The sequence below is a fragment of the Saonia sp. genome, from assembly GCF_056326165.1.
The window spans coordinates 118,683-138,129 of sequence record NZ_JBWFBN010000005.1 but is presented as its reverse complement, the minus strand read 5'-3'; the positions used below and the strand labels follow the sequence as shown (position 1 = coordinate 138,129).

17 protein-coding genes are annotated in these 19,447 nt (G+C 35.8%); 3 read left to right on the top strand and 14 right to left on the bottom strand.

Annotated features, from left to right (window positions below; translation table 11 throughout):
• Positions 1-3: 3 nt before the first annotated feature.
• Together AC000W_RS06680 and AC000W_RS06675 are read right to left on the bottom strand one after the other, a co-directional pair.
• Complete coding sequence (locus AC000W_RS06680; RefSeq protein WP_474747041.1) at positions 4-1,122, bottom strand: DUF3078 domain-containing protein; 1,119 nt, start codon at positions 1,120-1,122, stop codon at positions 4-6.
• Entirely contained in the window at positions 1,100-2,872 is a 1,773-nt protein-coding gene (locus AC000W_RS06675; protein WP_474747040.1) for a 1-deoxy-D-xylulose-5-phosphate synthase, read from the bottom strand. Before AC000W_RS06675 ends, AC000W_RS06680 begins: the two co-directional genes overlap by 23 nt.
• A gap of 77 nt (positions 2,873-2,949) precedes the next feature.
• Between AC000W_RS06675 and AC000W_RS06670 the strand changes: the two genes are divergently transcribed.
• Positions 2,950-3,399 carry a nucleoside deaminase gene (locus AC000W_RS06670; protein WP_474747038.1) on the top strand — a complete coding sequence of 150 codons (450 nt, stop codon included), beginning with the start codon at positions 2,950-2,952 and terminating at the stop codon, positions 3,397-3,399.
• 4 nt (positions 3,400-3,403) lie between these two features.
• Positions 3,404-3,769, top strand: a complete 366-nt coding sequence (locus AC000W_RS06665) for a hypothetical protein (RefSeq protein ID WP_474747037.1) — start codon at positions 3,404-3,406, stop codon at positions 3,767-3,769.
• A gap of 48 nt (positions 3,770-3,817) precedes the next feature.
• On the opposite strand, the gene AC000W_RS06660 is transcribed toward AC000W_RS06665, so the two are convergent.
• The 10 genes from AC000W_RS06660 to AC000W_RS06615 all read right to left on the bottom strand — a co-directional run bounded on the left by AC000W_RS06660 (position 3,818) and on the right by AC000W_RS06615 (position 15,799).
• Positions 3,818-4,012: a cold-shock protein gene (locus AC000W_RS06660; protein ID WP_474747035.1), complete on the bottom strand. Its 195-nt coding sequence runs from the start codon at positions 4,010-4,012 to the stop codon at positions 3,818-3,820.
• Positions 4,013-4,102: 90 nt separating this feature from the next.
• Entirely contained in the window at positions 4,103-4,360 is a 258-nt protein-coding gene (locus AC000W_RS06655; protein WP_474747034.1) for a hypothetical protein, read from the bottom strand.
• Between the two features lie 15 nt (positions 4,361-4,375).
• A complete protein-coding gene (locus tag AC000W_RS06650) occupies positions 4,376-6,160 on the bottom strand; it encodes a chloride channel protein (protein ID WP_474747033.1) in 1,785 nt (594 codons plus the stop codon).
• 51 nt (positions 6,161-6,211) lie between these two features.
• Entirely contained in the window at positions 6,212-7,963 is a 1,752-nt protein-coding gene (aspS, locus tag AC000W_RS06645) for an aspartate--tRNA ligase (protein ID WP_474747032.1), read from the bottom strand.
• A gap of 116 nt (positions 7,964-8,079) precedes the next feature.
• The gene (locus tag AC000W_RS06640) at positions 8,080-11,571 is read right to left on the bottom strand and encodes an efflux RND transporter permease subunit (RefSeq protein WP_474747031.1); all 3,492 of its coding nucleotides are present in this window, start codon (positions 11,569-11,571) and stop codon (positions 8,080-8,082) included.
• 35 nt (positions 11,572-11,606) lie between these two features.
• Entirely contained in the window at positions 11,607-12,770 is a 1,164-nt protein-coding gene (locus AC000W_RS06635) for an efflux RND transporter periplasmic adaptor subunit (protein WP_474747029.1), read from the bottom strand.
• Positions 12,771-12,799: 29 nt separating this feature from the next.
• Positions 12,800-14,134 carry a TolC family protein gene (locus AC000W_RS06630; RefSeq protein WP_474747027.1) on the bottom strand — a complete coding sequence of 445 codons (1,335 nt, stop codon included), beginning with the start codon at positions 14,132-14,134 and terminating at the stop codon, positions 12,800-12,802.
• Positions 14,135-14,740, bottom strand: coding sequence for a TetR/AcrR family transcriptional regulator (locus AC000W_RS06625; protein WP_474747026.1), 606 nt, complete (start codon positions 14,738-14,740; stop codon positions 14,135-14,137).
• A 108-nt stretch (positions 14,741-14,848) separates the two neighbouring features.
• A complete protein-coding gene (locus AC000W_RS06620; RefSeq protein WP_474747024.1) occupies positions 14,849-15,250 on the bottom strand; it encodes a hypothetical protein in 402 nt (133 codons plus the stop codon).
• Positions 15,251-15,262: 12 nt separating this feature from the next.
• Positions 15,263-15,799, bottom strand: a complete 537-nt coding sequence (locus AC000W_RS06615; protein WP_474747022.1) for an RNA polymerase sigma factor — start codon at positions 15,797-15,799, stop codon at positions 15,263-15,265.
• A 161-nt stretch (positions 15,800-15,960) separates the two neighbouring features.
• Between AC000W_RS06615 and AC000W_RS06610 the strand changes: the two genes are divergently transcribed.
• The gene (locus AC000W_RS06610; protein WP_474747128.1) at positions 15,961-16,935 is read left to right on the top strand and encodes a polyprenyl synthetase family protein; all 975 of its coding nucleotides are present in this window, start codon (positions 15,961-15,963) and stop codon (positions 16,933-16,935) included.
• Here the strand turns inward: AC000W_RS06610 and AC000W_RS06605 are convergent.
• Both AC000W_RS06605 and AC000W_RS06600 read right to left on the bottom strand, forming a co-directional pair.
• Positions 16,932-17,129, bottom strand: coding sequence for a hypothetical protein (locus AC000W_RS06605; RefSeq protein ID WP_474747020.1), 198 nt, complete (start codon positions 17,127-17,129; stop codon positions 16,932-16,934). The genes AC000W_RS06610 and AC000W_RS06605 overlap by 4 nt on opposite strands.
• A 4-nt stretch (positions 17,130-17,133) precedes the next feature.
• Complete coding sequence (locus AC000W_RS06600; protein WP_474747019.1) at positions 17,134-19,404, bottom strand: TonB-dependent receptor; 2,271 nt, start codon at positions 19,402-19,404, stop codon at positions 17,134-17,136.
• Positions 19,405-19,447 lie beyond the last annotated feature (43 nt).

The following is a 19,447-nucleotide window of genomic DNA, read 5'->3' as shown; positions in this document are numbered from 1 at the left end:
AGTTTAAAACATATAACCTACACCTACACCTAAAAGTTGTTTAAACTGTATTCTTGGCTCACCAGACTTTATTATAGTGCCGTCGTTGGCAATTTCTTCATCGAACTTAATATCATCATCAAAAATAACATGGGTGCCAATGGAGGCATTTACGAATTTGTTTACTTTTAGATTTAGGTTTAGTTCCCAATCCACATCAACATTTCCAAAACTGTGCAAATAGTCAGTGTATAGATTTATCCTGTTATTCATAAGGATATTTTCGGCCAATGTGGTTTCCCAAGTATTGGTAATCAAAATTCCCAATTCCATGAATCTATTCTCACCTTCTTTAAGAATAGTTCCTTCGTCATTTATCAAAGCTTTTTTTACTCCAAAAGCCCCTTGGTTGGCCAAGTCTTGGTCTAGCACATAAGTTGCTTTATGTGTAAGAGGTGAAAAATAGAAGTTTAATTTCCCCCCATCTGGAATATAAGAAGTTCCTGCTCCAATGAATACATATCCTGGGGCCATAAACCTAGAAATAGGAGTGTCTCTATTTGGATATTTATAACCATTGGAAAACTGGGTGTTAAAACTTGCTTTTACAGAGTAGTACCAATTACTTATGGTGTCCCTACGAAAACCAAAGGTGGAAGCAAACCTTATTTCATCATTTGTTTTTCTCATTTTTCTTCCTTCCTGTGCATTTAAACCATATCTAAACCTAAGACTATTATCCCATTGGATGTATCTAAATTTATAGTTCCTTTCAAACTCCATGTTTCCCAATGTAGAAATAGAATTGTCACCGCCGGCATTCCAGTTCACAAAGGCCACTTCACTTAGTTTAAAATCTAACTTATTTTTCTTTGTCCAGAAAGAGGGAGGGATAAAGGGTTTGTATTTTTCCGTTAAAGGTTTGGTCCTTAAAAAAGATGGGAAAGGGGTTGCAAGAACCACCCCACGGGGTCTGTTGGCAATTTTAATATACACAGGCTTAACAACATCGGTTTTAAACCGAACACTGTCCAACTTGGAAAGGGCGGGGTTACGTTGCGCTTTAACCTGACAAAAAAGTAAAAAGAAAAAAGCAAATAAAATTGCTTTTAGCAATGGTTTAATTGGTATTATGTATTTCAAGAATGTAATTTTTAAGCGTTCTCATATCTATTTTGGCTATTTCATATAGCTCATTTACTTTTCCATGTTCTATAAAAACATCTTCAGCCCCAAATATTTTTATGGGTTTTGTACAATTATTTTCATTGGCATATTCCAAAATCGCACTACCAAATCCACCTATTTTACAACCATCCTCTAGTGTAATAATATGCTCATAGGATTCAAAAATAATATCCAGTTCCTTTGTATCCAAAGGTTTTATAAAGCGCATATTGTAATGCCCAATTTCTTTGAGGTAATCTAATTCGGCTAAAAGATCAGCAATATGATTTCCCATGGCTCCGATAGTTAATATGGCAATTTTGGAGCCTTTTTTTAACTCTTCAGAAATGCCTATTTCTATTTTTTTAAAAGACTGTTTCCAATTTGTTGTAACGCCTCTACCCCTGGGATACCTTATGGCAATAGGGTGTTCCAAACCTAATTGGGCGGTATATAAAATATTTCTTAATTCCACCTCGTTCATTGGAGCAAACAAAATAAGATTGGGAATACAGCGTAAATATGCTATATCATACATGCCATGGTGGGTTGCACCATCTTCACCAACTAGCCCAGCTCTATCCAAACAAAAAATTACAGGAAGATTTTGGATGGCCACATCATGGATGACCTGATCATATGCCCTCTGCAAAAAGGTTGAGTAAATATTACAAAAAGGAATGAGACCTTCTGCTGCCATACCTGCTGCCATGGTAACGGCATGTTGTTCTGCAATACCAACATCAAAAGCCCTATTTGGAATTTGTTCCATCATAAATTTAAGGGAGCTGCCTGTGGGCATGGCTGGGGTAATGCCTACAATTTTTTCATTTTGTTGCGCTAACTCCACCATGGTATGTCCAAAAACATCTTGGTATTTGGGAGGCATAGCATCTCCTTTTTTTGGTATTAGCTCACCTGTGGTTGCATTGAATTTTCCTGGGGCATGGTAGGCCACTTGGTCTTCCTCTGCTTTTTTAAGGCCTTTTCCCTTGGTTGTGATAACATGGAGTAACTTGGGACCATCCACTTTTTTTAAACGCTCCAACTCTTTTAGCAAAAGAGGAAGGTTGTGTCCGTCAATTGGACCTGAATAGTTGAGGTTTAGACATTCAAAAATATTTTCATCCTTGGCAATACCCTTTTTAACATTGGTGAGATATTTTTTAAGAGCCCCAACGCTAGGGTCAATTCCTATGGCATTGTCATTTAGGATAATGAGAACATTGGCATCTGTAACCCCTAAATGATTAAGGCCTTCAAAAGCCATACCACTGGCAATAGATGCATCCCCAATGACAGCGATATGTTGCTTGTCCTTTTCGCCTTTTAACTTTGAAGCTATTGCCATTCCCAAAATTGCTGAAATGGATGTGGAACTGTGTCCTGTTCCAAAAGCATCGTATTTACTTTCACTACGTTTTGGAAAACCACTGATACCACCCAATTGTCTATTAGTATCAAAAATCTCTTTTCTCTCGGTTAGTATTTTATGTCCATAAGCTTGGTGACCCACATCCCAGATTAATCTGTCGTTTGGTGTGTCAAAAATGTAATGTAAGGCAATAGTAAGCTCCACCACACCCAAACTAGCTCCCAGATGCCCTTCTTTTGTGGCAACAATATCAATTATAAACGCTCTTAACTCTTGTGCAAGATTGGGCAGGTCGTCATGGGTTAGCTGACGAAGATTTTCTGGAGAATCTATGGTTTTAAGTAGTTTCATCAATGGTTTACAAAGGTACATTAAATTGATTTTCCGAAGCATTAAAGAAAAGAGGCTAAAATTGTATTTTTGACCCCATGGATTTAAAGCTAGATGATGCTTATTTTATGAAAAAAGCCTTACAAGAGGCTGAGATTGCTTTTGAAATGGGAGAAGTACCTGTAGGTGCTGTAATTGTTGTACAGGATAGAATTATTGCGAGGGCACATAACCTAACAGAACAATTAACTGATGTAACTGCTCATGCAGAAATGCAGGCTATTACAGCTGCAGCCAATTTTTTGGGAGGCAAATATTTGCATAATTGTACTCTATATGTAACCTTGGAACCTTGCCAAATGTGTGCAGGGGCATTATATTGGAGTCAGATACCCAAAATTGTATATGGAGCGACTGATGTGGAACGAGGATGTAGTGTTTTAGGGACAAAATTGCACCCAAAAACAAAAATGACTGGTGGGGTTTTGGAAAATGAAGCGTCAGAACTGCTCAAAAAATTCTTTATTAAAAAACGTAATTTAAATTGAATGTATGAAAGCATTGTTAAGCTTATTTCTTTTGATTTTTTTGGTTTCCTGCTCACAGGAAAGTATAAGCCAAAAAATTATTTCTTCTTGGAAAGTTGATAAAATGCAACGGAAAATAGGAAACGGCTTTCAAAATATGGTCATAAATCCTAAAATGGCCTTTGATTTTGAAGAAGCAGGCAATGTGAAAATTGTAACTCATTTAGGACAGACCATTAGAGGAACTTGGATGTATTCCGAAAATGAGAAAGCTATTATAGTGACAGCTGAAAAGGAGACCAAAAACTTTGTAGTAGACAGTCTAAAGAGCAATATGCTTTATTTAACCTCCAATGATGTAAAACTGCATTTAAAAAGAGAGGAAAAATAAAACGCCCTAAAAATAGGGCGCTACATCATTAATCAAAATAAAATATTATTAGCTGATTACTTGCACTTGTGCAGCAACCATCCCTTTTCTTCCTTCTTCTTCTACGTATTCTACTTTGTCGCCTTCGTTTAACTCTACTCCGTTCAACGCAGTTACGTGAACAAAGATGTCTTTTCCGGTGTCGTCGTTGGTAATGAATCCGAATCCTTTGGATTCATTGAAAAATTTTACAGTTCCAGTCATTAAAATAAGTATTAGTAATAAATAGGTTAAGTACTAAGATATGTTTTTTTGCGCAGAAGCAATTAGAATGAACATGAAATATGGTGAAAATTATTGATTCTCAGGTTTTCCCTTTTCCTTTTTTTGCATTCTTTTAATATTCTCTTGTGTTAACATATATTTCTTAATTTTCTTACCCTTACTTTCATTAATTAGAAATAGGGGCATGGCAACAAGAAAGAGCCCTACTGTGCCTAAACCAATATATTTATTGCCAAGCTCCAAGGTCTCTTTTTTTATTGAAAAGCCATAACCAATGGAACCAAATGAGGCAAGGACAATAAGAATAACAAAGTGCTTAATTTTCATTGTGATGAATGTAATTTATGGAGCAAAATTAATCAACTTTCTTCTATAGGCTGTTAGTAGTTTGGATTTGGAAACAAAGCCGTAATATTTTCCTTCTTTAATAACAGGTAAGTTCCAAGCACCACTATCTTGGAATTTTTGCATAACTTGTTGCATGGTGTCATTTTCGTAAAAAATGTGTTCTGGAGCACCATGCATGTATGTTTCTACTGTAGTGGTCTTGTGCAAACTGGTATCAAACATAACTTCCCTAATATCATCCAAAAGAACTATACCTTCCAGTATATTTTCTTTGTCAACCACAGGAAAAATATTTCTAGTAGACTTAGATACAGACTCATGCAACATTTCACCTAAAGTCATTTCTGGGCTAACAGTTTTAAAATTTTTCTCCACTACATCATCTAATTGCATTAGAGTTAATACCGTTTGGTCTTTATTGTGGGTCAATAACGCCCCAGCATCTGCCAATTCTTGTGTGTAAATAGAATGGTCTATCGCATTTTTTGTTATTAAAAATGAAATGGCAGAAGTAATCATTAGAGGAACAAAAAGTTCGTAGCCACCTGTGAGTTCTGCAATTAAAAAAATTGCCGTTAACGGGGCGTGTAAAACACCCGCAATTAACCCAGCCATTCCAATTAGGGTAAAGTTACTCTCGCTTACATGAAAACCAATACCTAAATTATTTATTACTTTGGCAACCACATTCCCTAGAGCACTGCCCATAACCATGGTTGGAATAAAGATTCCACCAGAACCACCTGCTGCAAAGGTTGTGGTCATGGCTACTGCCTTAAAAATGGTAATTCCAAATAAAAGGGCAATTACCACCCAAATGTTACCCAAATACGTATCAAAAGGGGTTTTTCCTAAAGCTTTAATGTGGTCTCCTTTTAGTAAATCATTGATAAAACCAAAACCCTCCCCATACAGTGGTGGAATAAAATAAAGCATAATTCCTATGGCCAAACCACCAACTAAGAGTTTATATTTTGGGCTTTTAAAAGGTTTAAAAAGGGATAATATCCAAAAGTACATTTTGGTGAAGTAGATAGATGCAAAAGCAGTACCTACTCCTAGGAGGATATAAAATAGGGTGTCCTTGATTTCAAATTCATCTGTGATGGTGAAATTAAAAAGGACTTCATTTCCCAGAAAAAAATAGGAGGTAAGCACACCAGAAATAGAAGCCAGTAGTAAGGGTAAAAGTGATAGCATGGTCAAATCCAAACTAAAAACTTCTACGGCAAAAATTATTGCTGCTATGGGTGATTGAAAAATAGATGCGATTGCTCCTGCCGACGCACAAGCAATTAATAAGGAGCGGGTTTTTGCGTTAATGTGCAACAGTCTACCTAAATTAGAACTTAAAGCTGCTCCTGATGCTACGGCAGGACCAAGTAAACCTACAGAACCGCCAAAACCTACTGTTAAAGGTGCTGTTATCAGTGGAGTATAAATGTGTATAGGCTTTATTAATCCTTTTTTCTTGGAAAGGGAAAACAAAATTGAAGAAATGGCATGCTGCAACGGTTTTTTAAGAACAAACTTGACATATAAAAAAACAAGAAAAAGACCGATAATGGGAAGTATGAAGTACAGTTGATTGTTGGAAACAATAATCCAACTTTCTAACAACGCTTCAATAAAGTATGTTAAGTTTTTTAATGAAACGGCAGCCAAACCGGCTAAAAAACCAACTATTACGCTCATAATATGCGTAAACGTCTTATTAGAGATATGTTTGTATCTCCATATTAATAAACGTGTGAGCCAATTTTTCTTTTGCGTAGGCATACTACATAAAAATAAGTATAAAAAATCCCGCTAGAGAGCGGGATAGATTTTTTATTGAATATCCAATTTTAGATTTAGTTCTTTTAACTGCTCATCATCAATATGAGCGGGAGCATCTATCATTACATCTCGGCCGCTGTTATTCTTTGGAAAAGCAATAAAGTCTCGTATGGTTTCTTGCCCTCCTAAAATGGCAACCAATCGGTCTAAACCAAAGGCTAATCCTCCATGTGGTGGTGCTCCGTATTGGAAAGCATCCATTAAGAAACCAAATTGTGCTTTTGCTTCTTTCTCTGTAAAACCTAGATGTTTAAACATGGTGGCTTGCATTTCTTTATCATGAATACGAATAGAACCTCCACCAATTTCATTTCCGTTCAATACCAAATCGTAAGCATTTGCTTTAACCTCTCCGGGTTTTGTATCTAATAACTCTAGTTGCCCTGGTTTTGGTGATGTAAAAGGATGGTGCATGGCGTGGTAATGCCCAGTTTCTTCATCCAATTCTAATAAAGGAAAATCTACAACCCATAAAGGCGCAAATTCTTTAGGATTACGTAATCCAAGTCGTTCTGCCAACTCCATTCGCAGTGCGCTCAATTGAGCTCTCACCTTATTGGTAGTTCCTGATAGTACACAGATTAAATCACCTGCTTTTGCATTTGTTGTTTCGGCCCATTTTGCCAAATCTTCTTGGTCGTAGAATTTATCTACAGAAGATTTATAAGTGCCATCTTCATTACATCTACAATACACCATTCCTAAGGCACCAACTTGTGGACGTTTTACCCAATCTGTTAGCTTATCAATTTCTTTTCTAGTGTATGAATTTCCTCCTGGGACCGCAATACCAACTACCAGTTCGGCAGAATTAAAAACGTTGAATTCTTTGTGTTGAGCCACAGCATTTAACTCGCCAAACTCCATTCCAAAACGAATATCTGGCTTGTCATTACCATACTTTTTCATGGCATCATCAAAAGTCATTCTTGGAAAGTCCCCTATTTCAACTCCATTTATCTCTTTTAGTAAATGACGTGTTAAGCCTTCAAAAATGTTTAAAATATCTTCTTGTTCCACAAATGCCATTTCACAATCTATTTGAGTGAATTCTGGCTGTCTATCGGCACGTAAATCTTCATCACGGAAACACTTTACAATCTGGAAATATTTATCCATGCCACCTACCATAAGCAATTGCTTAAATGTCTGTGGGGATTGTGGTAAGGCATAAAATTGTCCTTGATTCATACGGCTTGGCACCACAAAATCTCTGGCGCCTTCTGGGGTAGATTTTATTAAATATGGCGTTTCAACCTCAATAAAACCTCCATCAGAAAGATACTTGCGGACTTCCATGGCCATTTTATGACGGAAGATAAGACTCTCTTTTACAGGATTTCTTCTAATATCTAAATAGCGATATTTCATACGAATATCTTCTCCGCCATCAGTTTCATCTTCTATAGTAAAAGGAGGTGTTATGGCTTCGTTTAGTATAGTGATTTTAGTTACTAGAAGTTCTATCTCTCCTGTTGGTATATTTGGGTTTTTTGATGACCTTTCAATAATTGTACCATCTGCTTGTATTACAAATTCACGGCCAAGAGTTCTTGCCTGTTCCATAATTTCTTTGGAGCTGCGTTCTTCATCAAAAACCAATTGTGTAATTCCGTAACGGTCACGAAGGTCTACCCAAGCTACAAAACCTTTGTCTCTTACCTTTTGTACCCAACCGCAAAGGGTTACCGTATTGTTTATATGTGATGCTCTTAATTCACCACAAGTATGCGTTCTATACATTTTAGTACTTATTATGGCTGCAAATTTAAGAAGTATTACGCAGCAGTTCTATGCAAAACAGTAAAATAAAAAACCCGATGACAAAATCACCGGGTTTTTAAGCTCAACAAACTAAATTAAGCAGCTACTGCTTTATGCTCAGCTGCTTTTCTTCTTTTGTGTATCCATAATTTAAGGCGGTACACAATATTAAATAATACGGGTACAATAATCAAGGTTAAGAAAGTAGCTACAATCAAACCAAAAATCACTGCTTTTGCCAAAGGTCCCCAGAAAACCACATTATCTCCACCTAAGTAGAAATGAGGGTTAAACTCAGAGAAAAGGGCAAAGAAATCTATGTTTATACCAACAGCTAACGGAATTAAACCTAATACCGTAGTTATTGCTGTTAGAATTACAGGGCGCAAACGTGCTCTACCTCCTTTTATAATAACTTCATTAATTTGGTCTCCGTCTAACATTTCATCATCACCCAGACCTAATTCGATTTTCTTACGATCTATTAGAATTTGAATGTAATCTAGTAATACTACACCGTTATTTACCACAATACCGGCAAGGGCAATAATACCCATCATACTCATCATAATAACAAACGACCAGCCAAATAAGATAATACTACCAAACACACCAATAAGACTCAAGAAAATTGCCGTCATTATAATTGCAGGTTTAGAAACGCCGCCAAATTGGAATATTAGAATGAGCATAATAAGTCCTAAACCAGTAAAAAAGGCCCCCATTAAGAACGTCATTTGCTTGTTTTGCTCTTCTATCTGGCCTGTATAATCAATATCAATATTCTTTGGCAAACCTTTATAGTCTTCCATTTCTTCTTGAATTTGACTTACAATAGCTCCGGCATCTGTAAATCCAGGTTTTAAACCAGAATAAACCGTTACCACACGTTTTGTATTCTTATGCTTAATGGAACTAAAAGAAGAAGTGTTTTTCTGTGAAGCCACAGCCGAAACCGGCACTTCTTTTATTTGCCCGTTTGCTGGGTCTCTAAAGATAATCTTCTGATTAAATAATGCGCCACGGTCGTATCTAAGGTCTTTGTTAAAACGAACATAGATGTCATAATCTTCACCATCTTTTTTATAAACACCGGCTTTAGCACCAAACAAAGAGTTTCTAAGTTGCATACCTACTTGCCCTGCAGATACACCAAGCTCTCCTGCTTTTTCTCTGTCTACAACTACCTCCATAGAAGGTTTTCCTTTATTTACATCAATCTTTAATTCTTCAATACCAGCTATGTTTTTGGTATTGATAAAATCGCGCATCTGTTCAGCAGTTTGGATGAGTTCATCATAATCCCTGCCTTCTAATTCTATATTGATTGGGTAACCAGCAGGTGGTCCAACGGGGTCTTTTTCAACAGAAATTGCTACGCCAGGATATACACCACGAAGTGTATCTTGAATACGTTTTCTAATAGCTTCTGTATCAATTCCATTTCTATATTTATATTCTACCAAAGAGGCCGTAATCTTACTTCGGTGGGGAGTGTCTCCTGAAGATGCGCCATCTACCATTGGATTTCCTGCTCCCTGTCCTACTTGAGATAAAGCTGAAGAAACAATAAAATTAGCCCCATTTTCTTGGAATTTTTGGTCCTCTAAAACAGCATAAAAACGTTCTTCTATTTGTCTTGTAATTTCATTTGTCTTTTCTATAGAAGTTCCTTGAGGGTATTCTATATAGGCATATATTTCGTTGGGGGTATTATCTGGGAAAAATTCAATAGATGTTTTACCAGCACCAACAGAAGCTCCAAAGAGACCAAAAACAACAAACAGGAATAACGTTGTTAGTCCAAAAAACCAGTATACATTTTTACCTCTAAGCGCATGTTTCAATCTTTTTTCGTAGAAATTTTCTAATCTTGGTAAGGCATTTTTTTGGAATCTGTTTGCCAATTTCTTCAGTACAAATTTGTATACCCAGAACATAATGGCAGTAAAAATCATTACAGAACCAAGTCCTTTCATGGCACCACCAAAAATCAATATTAATGTGCCAATAACACCTAAAATAATGCTTAGCTGAATTAGCTTTTTATTACTCAGTTCTTTTTCGCCAATTTCCATGAATTGGGAAACCAACATAGAGTTCATAAAAATGGCTACAAATAAAGATGCTCCCAGTACAACTGAAAGGGTAATGGGGAAGAATATCATAAATTCACCCATCATTCCAGGCCACATACCTAAAGGTACAAAAGCTGCTACAGTAGTTAATGTAGATATGATAATAGGAAATGCGATTTCTCCAATTCCTTTTTTGGCCGCTTCTATACGAGACATGCCTTCTTCGTCCATTAAGCGATACACATTCTCAACAACCACAATACCATTGTCTACCAACATTCCCAGTCCCATAATAAGTCCAAAAAGTATCATGGTATTTAGGGTATACCCTAACCACGATAAAATCACGAATGAAATGAACATGGACATCGGGATTGCAAACCCAACAAATAAAGCATTACGGAAACCTAAAAAGAACATGAGTACCGTTACCACCAATATAATTCCGAAGATGATGTTGTTTACCAAATCATCTACCTGTGTCATTGTTCTTGCGGATGAATCGTTAGCTATGGTAACTTTTAAATCTGGCGGAAAGTAGTTGGCTTTGGCATCTGCAACTATTTCTTTAATCACTGCTGCTGCTGCAACCATGTTACGTCCAGAACGTTTTTTAACATCTAGCATTACCACATTATTACCACTTTCACGAGCATAAGTGGTTTTGTCTTCGTCTCTAAAAATAACCTCAGCAATATCTTTAAGATAGATTGTGCCGTTTTCAGATTTAACTACAAAGTTATTTAGGTCACTTGGTCTTTCAATTTCACCAAGAATACGAATGGTTCTTCGTTGTCCGCTAACATCCATATTACCGGCAGAAACGGTCATGTTCCCATTGCTAACAGCTCCAAGAATATCATCATAACTTACTTTAGACGCCATCATTTTGTAGACATCTACAGCAATTTCTACTTCTTTTTCTTGTGCTCCACGAATTGTTGCTTCCTTAACTGCATCTAAATCTTCAATTTCATCTTGTAGGTATTCTGCATATTCTTTTAGAACTTCTACAGGAAAATCGCCAGACATGTTCACATTCATGATAGGAAACATCTCAGAGATGTTCATATCAAAAACTGAAGGCTCAACTTTTGCATTGTTAAAAGTTGGCCAATCTTCACCAGCTTTTTCGCCATCAACTTTATCTTTTACACTTTGCTTTGCTGCTTCTACAGTGATTTTTTCATCAAATTCAACAGTTATAATGGAATAATCCTCTTGTGATGTTGAGGTAATTTTAACCAAATTAGAAACGTTTTTTAGTTCCTCTTCTAAAGGGTCAGTGATTAAACGTTCAACATCTTCAGCAGTATTTCCAGGGTATGGCGTACTAACATATATTTTAGTTTCTTTAACCTCAGGAAAATCTTCCCTTGGCATGGCAAAATAGGCAGACAAACCCATTAGGAATAACAAGCCAATCATTACATATATAACCGATGGGTTGTTAATGGCCCATGAAGAGGGTTTAAACTCTTTTTCTGCGTTTTTTTTCGCTTTGTCCATTTATTTTATAGTTTTTAGTCTGTGATTAATAGACATTAGTTTTGAATTTGAACTTTCTGACCTGGCTTTACACTACGTGCACCTTCACTAATGAGAAATTCTCCCTTGTTAACACCAGATAAAACTTCTATAAAATCTCCATTTGTTTTTCCAGTAGTTATAATTTGTCTCTTAATTTCTGCTTTATTCCCCTCTGTTTCTTGAGTTACATATACATACTGCTCACCTGCAGCATTTTCAGATATAATTCCTTGCGGAATCATAAGTGCATTTTCATTGGTGTAATCGTTTATTTTTACCTTGGCCGTAAGGTTAGGTTTTATACTTCCTTTTTTGTTAGAAACAGGAATTTCAATTGTGTACGACCTGTTCCCCGGATTTATAAAATTACCAGTTTGTCTTACCTTAGTAACAACACTATCTCCTAGGACTGGAAAGTAAACGATGGCTTCTTTACCCTCTGTTACTGTACTTAAATAACTTTCCGGAACATCTACTTCTATAAACATATTAGATAAGTTCACAATCCTAAAAACTTCCGAACCTGGACCAGGAGAAACTACTGTGCCTTGATCCTTAATTACATCATCAATAATTCCAGAAAAAGGTGCCCTTATCGTTGATTTTGCTAATTGACTCTCCATTTGCTTTACGGCACTTTCTTGAGACTCAAAAGCGGCCTTTGCTTGTAAAAATTGAATTTCTGAACCTATTTTTTGCTCCCACAAACGCTTTTGACGTTCAAAAGTGGTTTTGGCCAGTGCTGTCTGTGTTTTCATTTGCAAAAGTTGGCTGGATAACCCTCCATCATCAATTGAGGCAAGTAATTGTCCTTTAACCACTTTTTGTCCTTCTTTTACGTAGACTCTTTGTAATGTTCCAGGCATTTCTGGGTAAATAAGGACATTTTGTCTTGTCATTACATCTCCTTGCGCTTCTAAGTAGTGGTCAAACTTTGTTGAGCTTACTTGTATTACAGAAACCAAAGGAAGATTACCATCTCCTTTAATTACGTTAATAACAGAATCTAGTTGATTTATTTGATTCTCTATATCCTTTTGTTGTGCAACAATTTCTGCTCTCTTACTGGTAAGAACCTCAATATCATTGCTCATGATAACACTTTCAATAGGATTGTCTTTTTTTCCACAGGAAGCAATAAAAAGGGTTAGAATGATTAAGAATGGTATTCTTTTCATGGTATTATAATTTATATGATTGACGTTGTTTAATTGTTATATATTATCTCTAATGCTGTTTTCTTATTGATGACATTTACCATAGATTGTAAATATTCTTGTTGAGAAGCATATAATTGTGTTTGAGCCTGTCTAAGCTCAAAGCTAGATGCTAGTCCTTCAAAATATTTTATTTGGTTCTTCTTTTCTATACGTTCTGCCAAGTTTAAATTTTCCTTGGTTGTTTTGTATTCTTCAATAGCAAGGGTGTAATTGCTTTTGGCATTTTCTAATTGAAGACGAATTTGTTCTTCAGCTTCTGTTAATTGTGTTTTAGCTTTTTCTAAGGCAATTTTTGCTCTTTGTGTACTAGCACTTCTACCTAGAGAACTAAAAAGGGGAATATTAAGGTCAAAACCTAGAATGGAAGAATCGAACCATTGTTGTTCACTCTTTAGAAAGTCAAAACTGTCGCTAAAAGAAGATGATCCATAATTTACAAAAGCATTTAGGGTTGGCAGTGCTCTGCTTTTAGCAAGCTTTAGTTCCAATGCACGTTGTTCATTAAGATTGGTTGCCAGTTTAAAGTCAACATTGTTATTAATGTTTAAATCAGTTTCCACTAAATCATAATCAATTTGTTTTTGAGTCAAAGTATCTAAGTCCTCAGCCAAACCCGTTGGGGAATCAATAGGAAGTCCCATTACCAGATTTAGCATCTGCAACGTAATCTTCTTAAGTCTAATGGCATTCTTTAATTGATTTTCCACTGAGGAAAGCGTAATCTGCAATTGTTCCACGCTCTCTTCTTCACCAAGACCATTTTCAAATATTTTTTGTGTCTCATCAAGGTTTTTTGCCAAAGTAGTTTTATTGCTTTCCAAAATGGTAACACTTTCTTGCGCCAACAAAACATTGCCATAGGCTTCCACAACGGCTTTTCTAACCTCTAAATCGGTCTTTTCTTTGTTATTAGCACTATAATCTAAGAATGTTTTGGTTGCCTGTACCCCCACAATATAAGAGCCATCAAAAATTTGCTGTCTTAAAGTAGCTGTGGCACTCATAGATTGCGCTTGTCCAAAAACTACTTCTTGATACGTGCCAGGAGCACCACCAAAAAATTCAGCCGGAATTTGTGTTACAGGTTGCTTAAGTTGATTGGTATAACTTACACCACCACTTATTTGTGGTAGTCCAGTAGCAATAACTTCCCATTTCTGTTTTTGGGCATCTACTAAATCCCTGTCTGCATTCACTGCACTATAATTATTTTCCAAGGCGAAAGCAATAGCTTCCTCCAACGTATAATTAGTGGCTTGTTCTTGAGCAAAACTAATTGATGTTATACAGATGGTTAAAAATGTCAAAAATTGATTTCTCATTTACTGTTGATTTGAATTGATGATTTTATTTAATATAGTTCTACCTTTTGGTGTAACTATACCCCTAAGGTGATATTCTAGATAGTTGTCCATGAGCTCTGTCATGGGGAATATGGTTTGCGGAAAAACCTCAATATTTTTAATGCTCATAGCACCAGAAAAATATATTCTGGAAACAAAGGCAATGTTTAGATTCTCTCTATAAATACCCATTTCTATACCCTTGTTAAGGTTTTCCACCACGCATTCTCCCATAACCTCATATTGTTTATTGCGCAGTGCCTCATATATCTGTGGATAATATTTTTGTAATTGATATTGTGGAGATGATTTTTCATTTTTAAGGTGAACCATCATATGCTTTTTAATTTCATACAGTTCCTCAATTGGATTTTTGTTTAAGGAACAAATGTTTTCTATCCCTGCAGAAATTTTCATAAAAACATTCATAGTACATTCCCCAACTAGTTTTGTTTTGTTTGGAAAATGCGCATAAATGGTCTTTTTAGAAATGCCCATTTTGTGGGCCAAATCATCCATAGTGACACTCTTAAACCCAAGGTTTAAAAATAGTTCTGTTGCCTTTTCTATAATTTTAGTCTTCATAAGAGTCGGCAAATCTAAGTCAGGAAACTTTAAAAACAAAAAAAGTTTCCATAGTTTTAAGATATTTTAACATTTACCTAATATGCAGATCTAACTCAACAGTAGAACTTATTCTTCTTTTTTGTTGCGTTTTATATAGTCTTTAAAGGCAGCTTCACCCTCTTCTTTCCAGAAATCATCATAGTGGTCCCATTCAGCAAAATCTTTTCTTATAGGGTCACATTTTTTTCTATTAAATTTATTTTTATGCTTTCTACCACCGGAATCACAGTGGCCAAAACCAAAAAATAATTTTGCCAGAATAAGAATACCAACAGCTTGCCAATAACCAATCATGCCTAAACCGAATAAATCTGGCATTAACCAATTCCATAATCTCATGACTATATAACCCACTAGAAAGGCCATTATGATACCAAAAATGACAGCAAAAGTTATTTTAACTACCTTGGTCATTCCTTTTTCAAACTTTCGTTCCATTCTTTGTTCAAATCTATTTTTATGTTCCATTTTGTTAAAGTTTTATACAATTACTTCTATTTCTAATTTTTTAAATAATAAGGAAATTGCCCTGTGTCTTCTGGACATTAGAGTTCCGGGGGAAATTCCAGTTTGTTGCGCAATCTCATTGTAGGTATATCCTTCAAAATCAACGGCAAGAATAATATCCCTGTAAGAAGGTTTAAGGTCTAAAATGGCTTCTTTAAGCTTTTCCTTTAAGTGATCGGGATACTCATAATTGGATTTTCCGTAAAACAGTTCAGCAAACTCTGTCCAAAAATTCTCCAGTTCCTCATCACCGTATAATTTTTCTTTTCTTGTACGCATTACATCTATAATTTTGTTCCTCAACGAGTTGTAAACAAAGCCGGCGATATTATTTATAGGGATGGCATCAATTGGTCTAGAGAAGACTCTAAGGGCCACATCTTGTATAATATCTTCAGCATCACTATCCACCGTTTGGTCAATTCTGGACCGCACATAACCCTTTAAAGAGCCATATTCTTCTTTAAAAAAGGTATTTAGTTTTAAGTAGTTTTCTTCTTCAGAAACCATTTAAAGGTTTTTAGTGTCGGTTTTCAGTTATAAAGACGAAGTTTTTAGAAACCATTGCATTATTTGACGAACTATTTTCAATATTGTTTCATTTTGCCGAAAAGAATGTTCAAAAAATGAAGTTTGTTAAAATGAATGTATTTTTGAACAAAATTGGCTTAATGCATACAGTTGAGGAGTACCGGGAAGCATTTATAAAGTATCTAAAGAGTAAGGTGAAAACCAAGGAGCCTAAAAATCTTTATGAGCCCATAGTCTATATTTTGGAATTGGGAGGCAAACGCTTGCGTCCTGTCTTAACCTTACTCACTGCAGAAATTTTTGGAACCGATTATAAAAAGGCATTGGATGCCAGCTTGGCTGTAGAGATTTTTCACAATTTTTCTTTGGTGCATGATGATATTATGGATGCCGCACCCTTGCGAAGGGGAAAAGAAACAGTACATAAAAAATGGGATGTAAATACTGGAATTTTATCTGGGGACGCCATGTTGATTACTGCATATCAACTTTTTGAAGGATATGACAATACCATATTTAAAGACTTGGCCAAAGTTTTTAGCAAAACAGCATTGGAAGTGTGTGAGGGACAGCAGTATGATATGGATTTTGAAAATAGGGACGATGTGGACATTCCCCACTACCTAAAAATGATTGAGTACAAAACCGCTGTTTTGGTTGCAGGTGCTATGAAAATGGGAGCCATTATTGCAGAAACTTCTGATGCTAATAAGAACGCCGTGTACGAGTTTGGTAAAAATTTAGGTATTGCTTTTCAGTTACAGGATGATTATTTGGATGCTTTTGGTGACCCTAAGACTTTTGGAAAACAGGTTGGGGGAGATATTATAGAAAACAAAAAAACTTTTTTGTTTATAAAGGCAATGGAAACAGCGACCCAAGAACAACAACAAGAATTGGGAGATTTATTTTCAATACAGCCTAACGACCCACATTCTAAAGTTACCACCGTAAAAGAAATTTTTATAGAAAGTGGCGCGGCGGACTTGACTAAAAAAGAAATTGAAAACTATACCCAAAAAGCGCTTAATGTTTTGGATTCCATGACCATAGATGGGAGTAAAAAGGAATTACTGCGCCATTTTGGTATTAAGCTAATGAACCGAGAGGTTTAGGGAGTACTTTTCTTGGATTTTCTTCTCTTACGAATTAAATAAACAGTGAGGCCTATTGCTGGTAAAATCAATAAATACCAATTGCTCCACAACCCTTTCTTATATAAATATGTGCCCAAAAGGCCTAGTATTGTCCATTTTATAATCACATATCCAATACCCAATAAAATCCCCTTTTTTAAAACCTTTTTCATTTTTCTAGAATAAAGTATATCGTAAACCTAAAAACCCTCTATTTCCTTGATTGGGACCATAAACATAAGATGGATCAAAAGTTAACCCATAAGGATTGTCGGGAGTAATTTGAGCATCTCCATTGGTGTCAAAAATCACGTTTTTATCAAAAGGGTCATTTGATCTAGCAATAATGAACTCATTACCTTTATTAGGCGTCCAATTAAGTAAGTTTTTAACGCCTCCATAGATTTCAAAATTTGTAATACCCTTATAGGTTAATTGAATATTTTGAATACTCCAATAGGGGGAATATTCTTCTCTTGGATCGTTAGTTCCCAACAAGGGTAACCGCATAGGGCTGTATAGGTTTCCTGTATAGTCCATACTTAAATCTAAAGACCTAAAAGTGTAGGACACATTCCAAGTACCTGTAAAGCGCTCGGTCAAAATTTGTCTTGTTTTAATTCCGTTTTCGGTATTGCTTACATCTTGGTAAGTTGCACCCACTAAAACTTTTAATCCGTTTGCAAAAACAACATCCGCATTGGCACTAATTCCCTTGGAAATAGATTTTCCATCCAAATTGTCATAAATTATTTGGTTGGGATTGGTATCATAATCCGGTAAAATAATATTCTTGAAATGGGTGTAAAAGAGAGAAGCATCCAATCCCACAAAAGTACCGTTGTCCCCATATATTTTTTTAAGATAATTTAAGTTTACGTTCATAGAACGTTCTGGTTCTAACTCTTCCGTGATTATTACATCTCTTGAGCCTGTAAGAGCAGCATGCTCTTCTGTAAAAAGGTTAACAACCCTAAACCCAGAACCGGCATTGATTCTAAAGATATCATTGTCGGTCAGTTTCCATTTATAAGCTGCCCTTGGGGTGATAATGGTACCATGTCTTTTATCATAATCATATCGTAGTCCAACCAAAAGGGAATGTTTTTGGACAAATTTTAGTTCGTCTTGTATAAAAAGACTGGGTATCACCACCTCATTGGCATTTACAGTTGCAGTTGTATTATCGTTGTAAAATTGGTATTTAACTGAAGTTCCTAATAATAAATCATGATTGCCAAGTTCCTTATCCCATGTTAGTTGGCTAAAACCAATACGTTGTTGTGCTAGATAGGGGACATCACCGTAAACCGAATTTTGGTCATGGTCGTTGTATGAGAAAGAAAGCATTAATTTTTCAATTGTTGGAAGTTGGTATTTTGCCAAAACTTCCCATCTACGGGTATAAATACTTTCTCCATATATTTCATTACCTCCTCTAAACTCAGGTGTCCATTGCATTTCACCTCCCCAACGGTTTTCATAAAAATAACGCCCAACCAAGGAGAACATTCGGGACTTGTTTCGTTTAAAGTTCCATTTTTGAAAAATTGAAATTCTATTTTGAAGTGTTAAATCGGTAAAGTTGTCACTGTTATTATCTATGGTCTCATTGAAGTTGAAATAGTTAATACCAAGTAGGACAGTTGCTTTTTTACCAACAGGAATTTTAGCTCCAATATCCAAATTATGTTCTCCCCAGCTTGATAAAAAAGTATCAGCAAAAAAAGCAGGGGCATTCATATCATTTTTGGTAATAATATTAATGAGTCCACCAACTGCTTCGCTGCCATATAGGGTTGAGGCAGGTCCTTTAACGATTTCAATTTGTTCTATAAGGGAGTTGGGAATTCCCGAAAGACCATAAACAGTACCTAACCCGCTAACAATGGGCATACCATCAATTAATACCAATGTGTATGGACCTTCCAAACCATTAATATGAATGTCCCCTGTGTTACAGACATTACAATTAACCTGCGGGCGAACGCCGTTTACATTTTGTAATGCTTCAAAAATATTGGGTGTGGGGTTTTTCTTAAAAAATGTGGGTTTATAAATTTCTACAGGAACAGGGCTTTCCAACCTACTTACTGGTTTTAGAGTGCCACTAATTACTATCTCGTCTAAAGCCACGGTAGAAGCTTTTAGCTTTATGTTGATTGTTTTTTCTTCCCCATTATTAATATGAAAAGCCTTTTTATATGGTAAATAACCAATGACAGAAGCAACTAGCACATAATCTCCTTTGCTTAAATAGGATAAGATATAATTTCCGTTTTCGTCAGAGGAAGTACCAATTGAGGTCCCCTTAAGATATATATTGGCATAAGCTATGGGATTATTCCCTTCAGAAATCTGGCCTTTTACGGTTGCGTTTTGCGCGTAAAGAGCTGTGCCAGCAAGAATTTGCAGGAATATGAAGGCAAAAAATGATTTTAATTTCATTTAAACTAGGCGAAATATAAATTTAGACAAAACTAAAAATTTG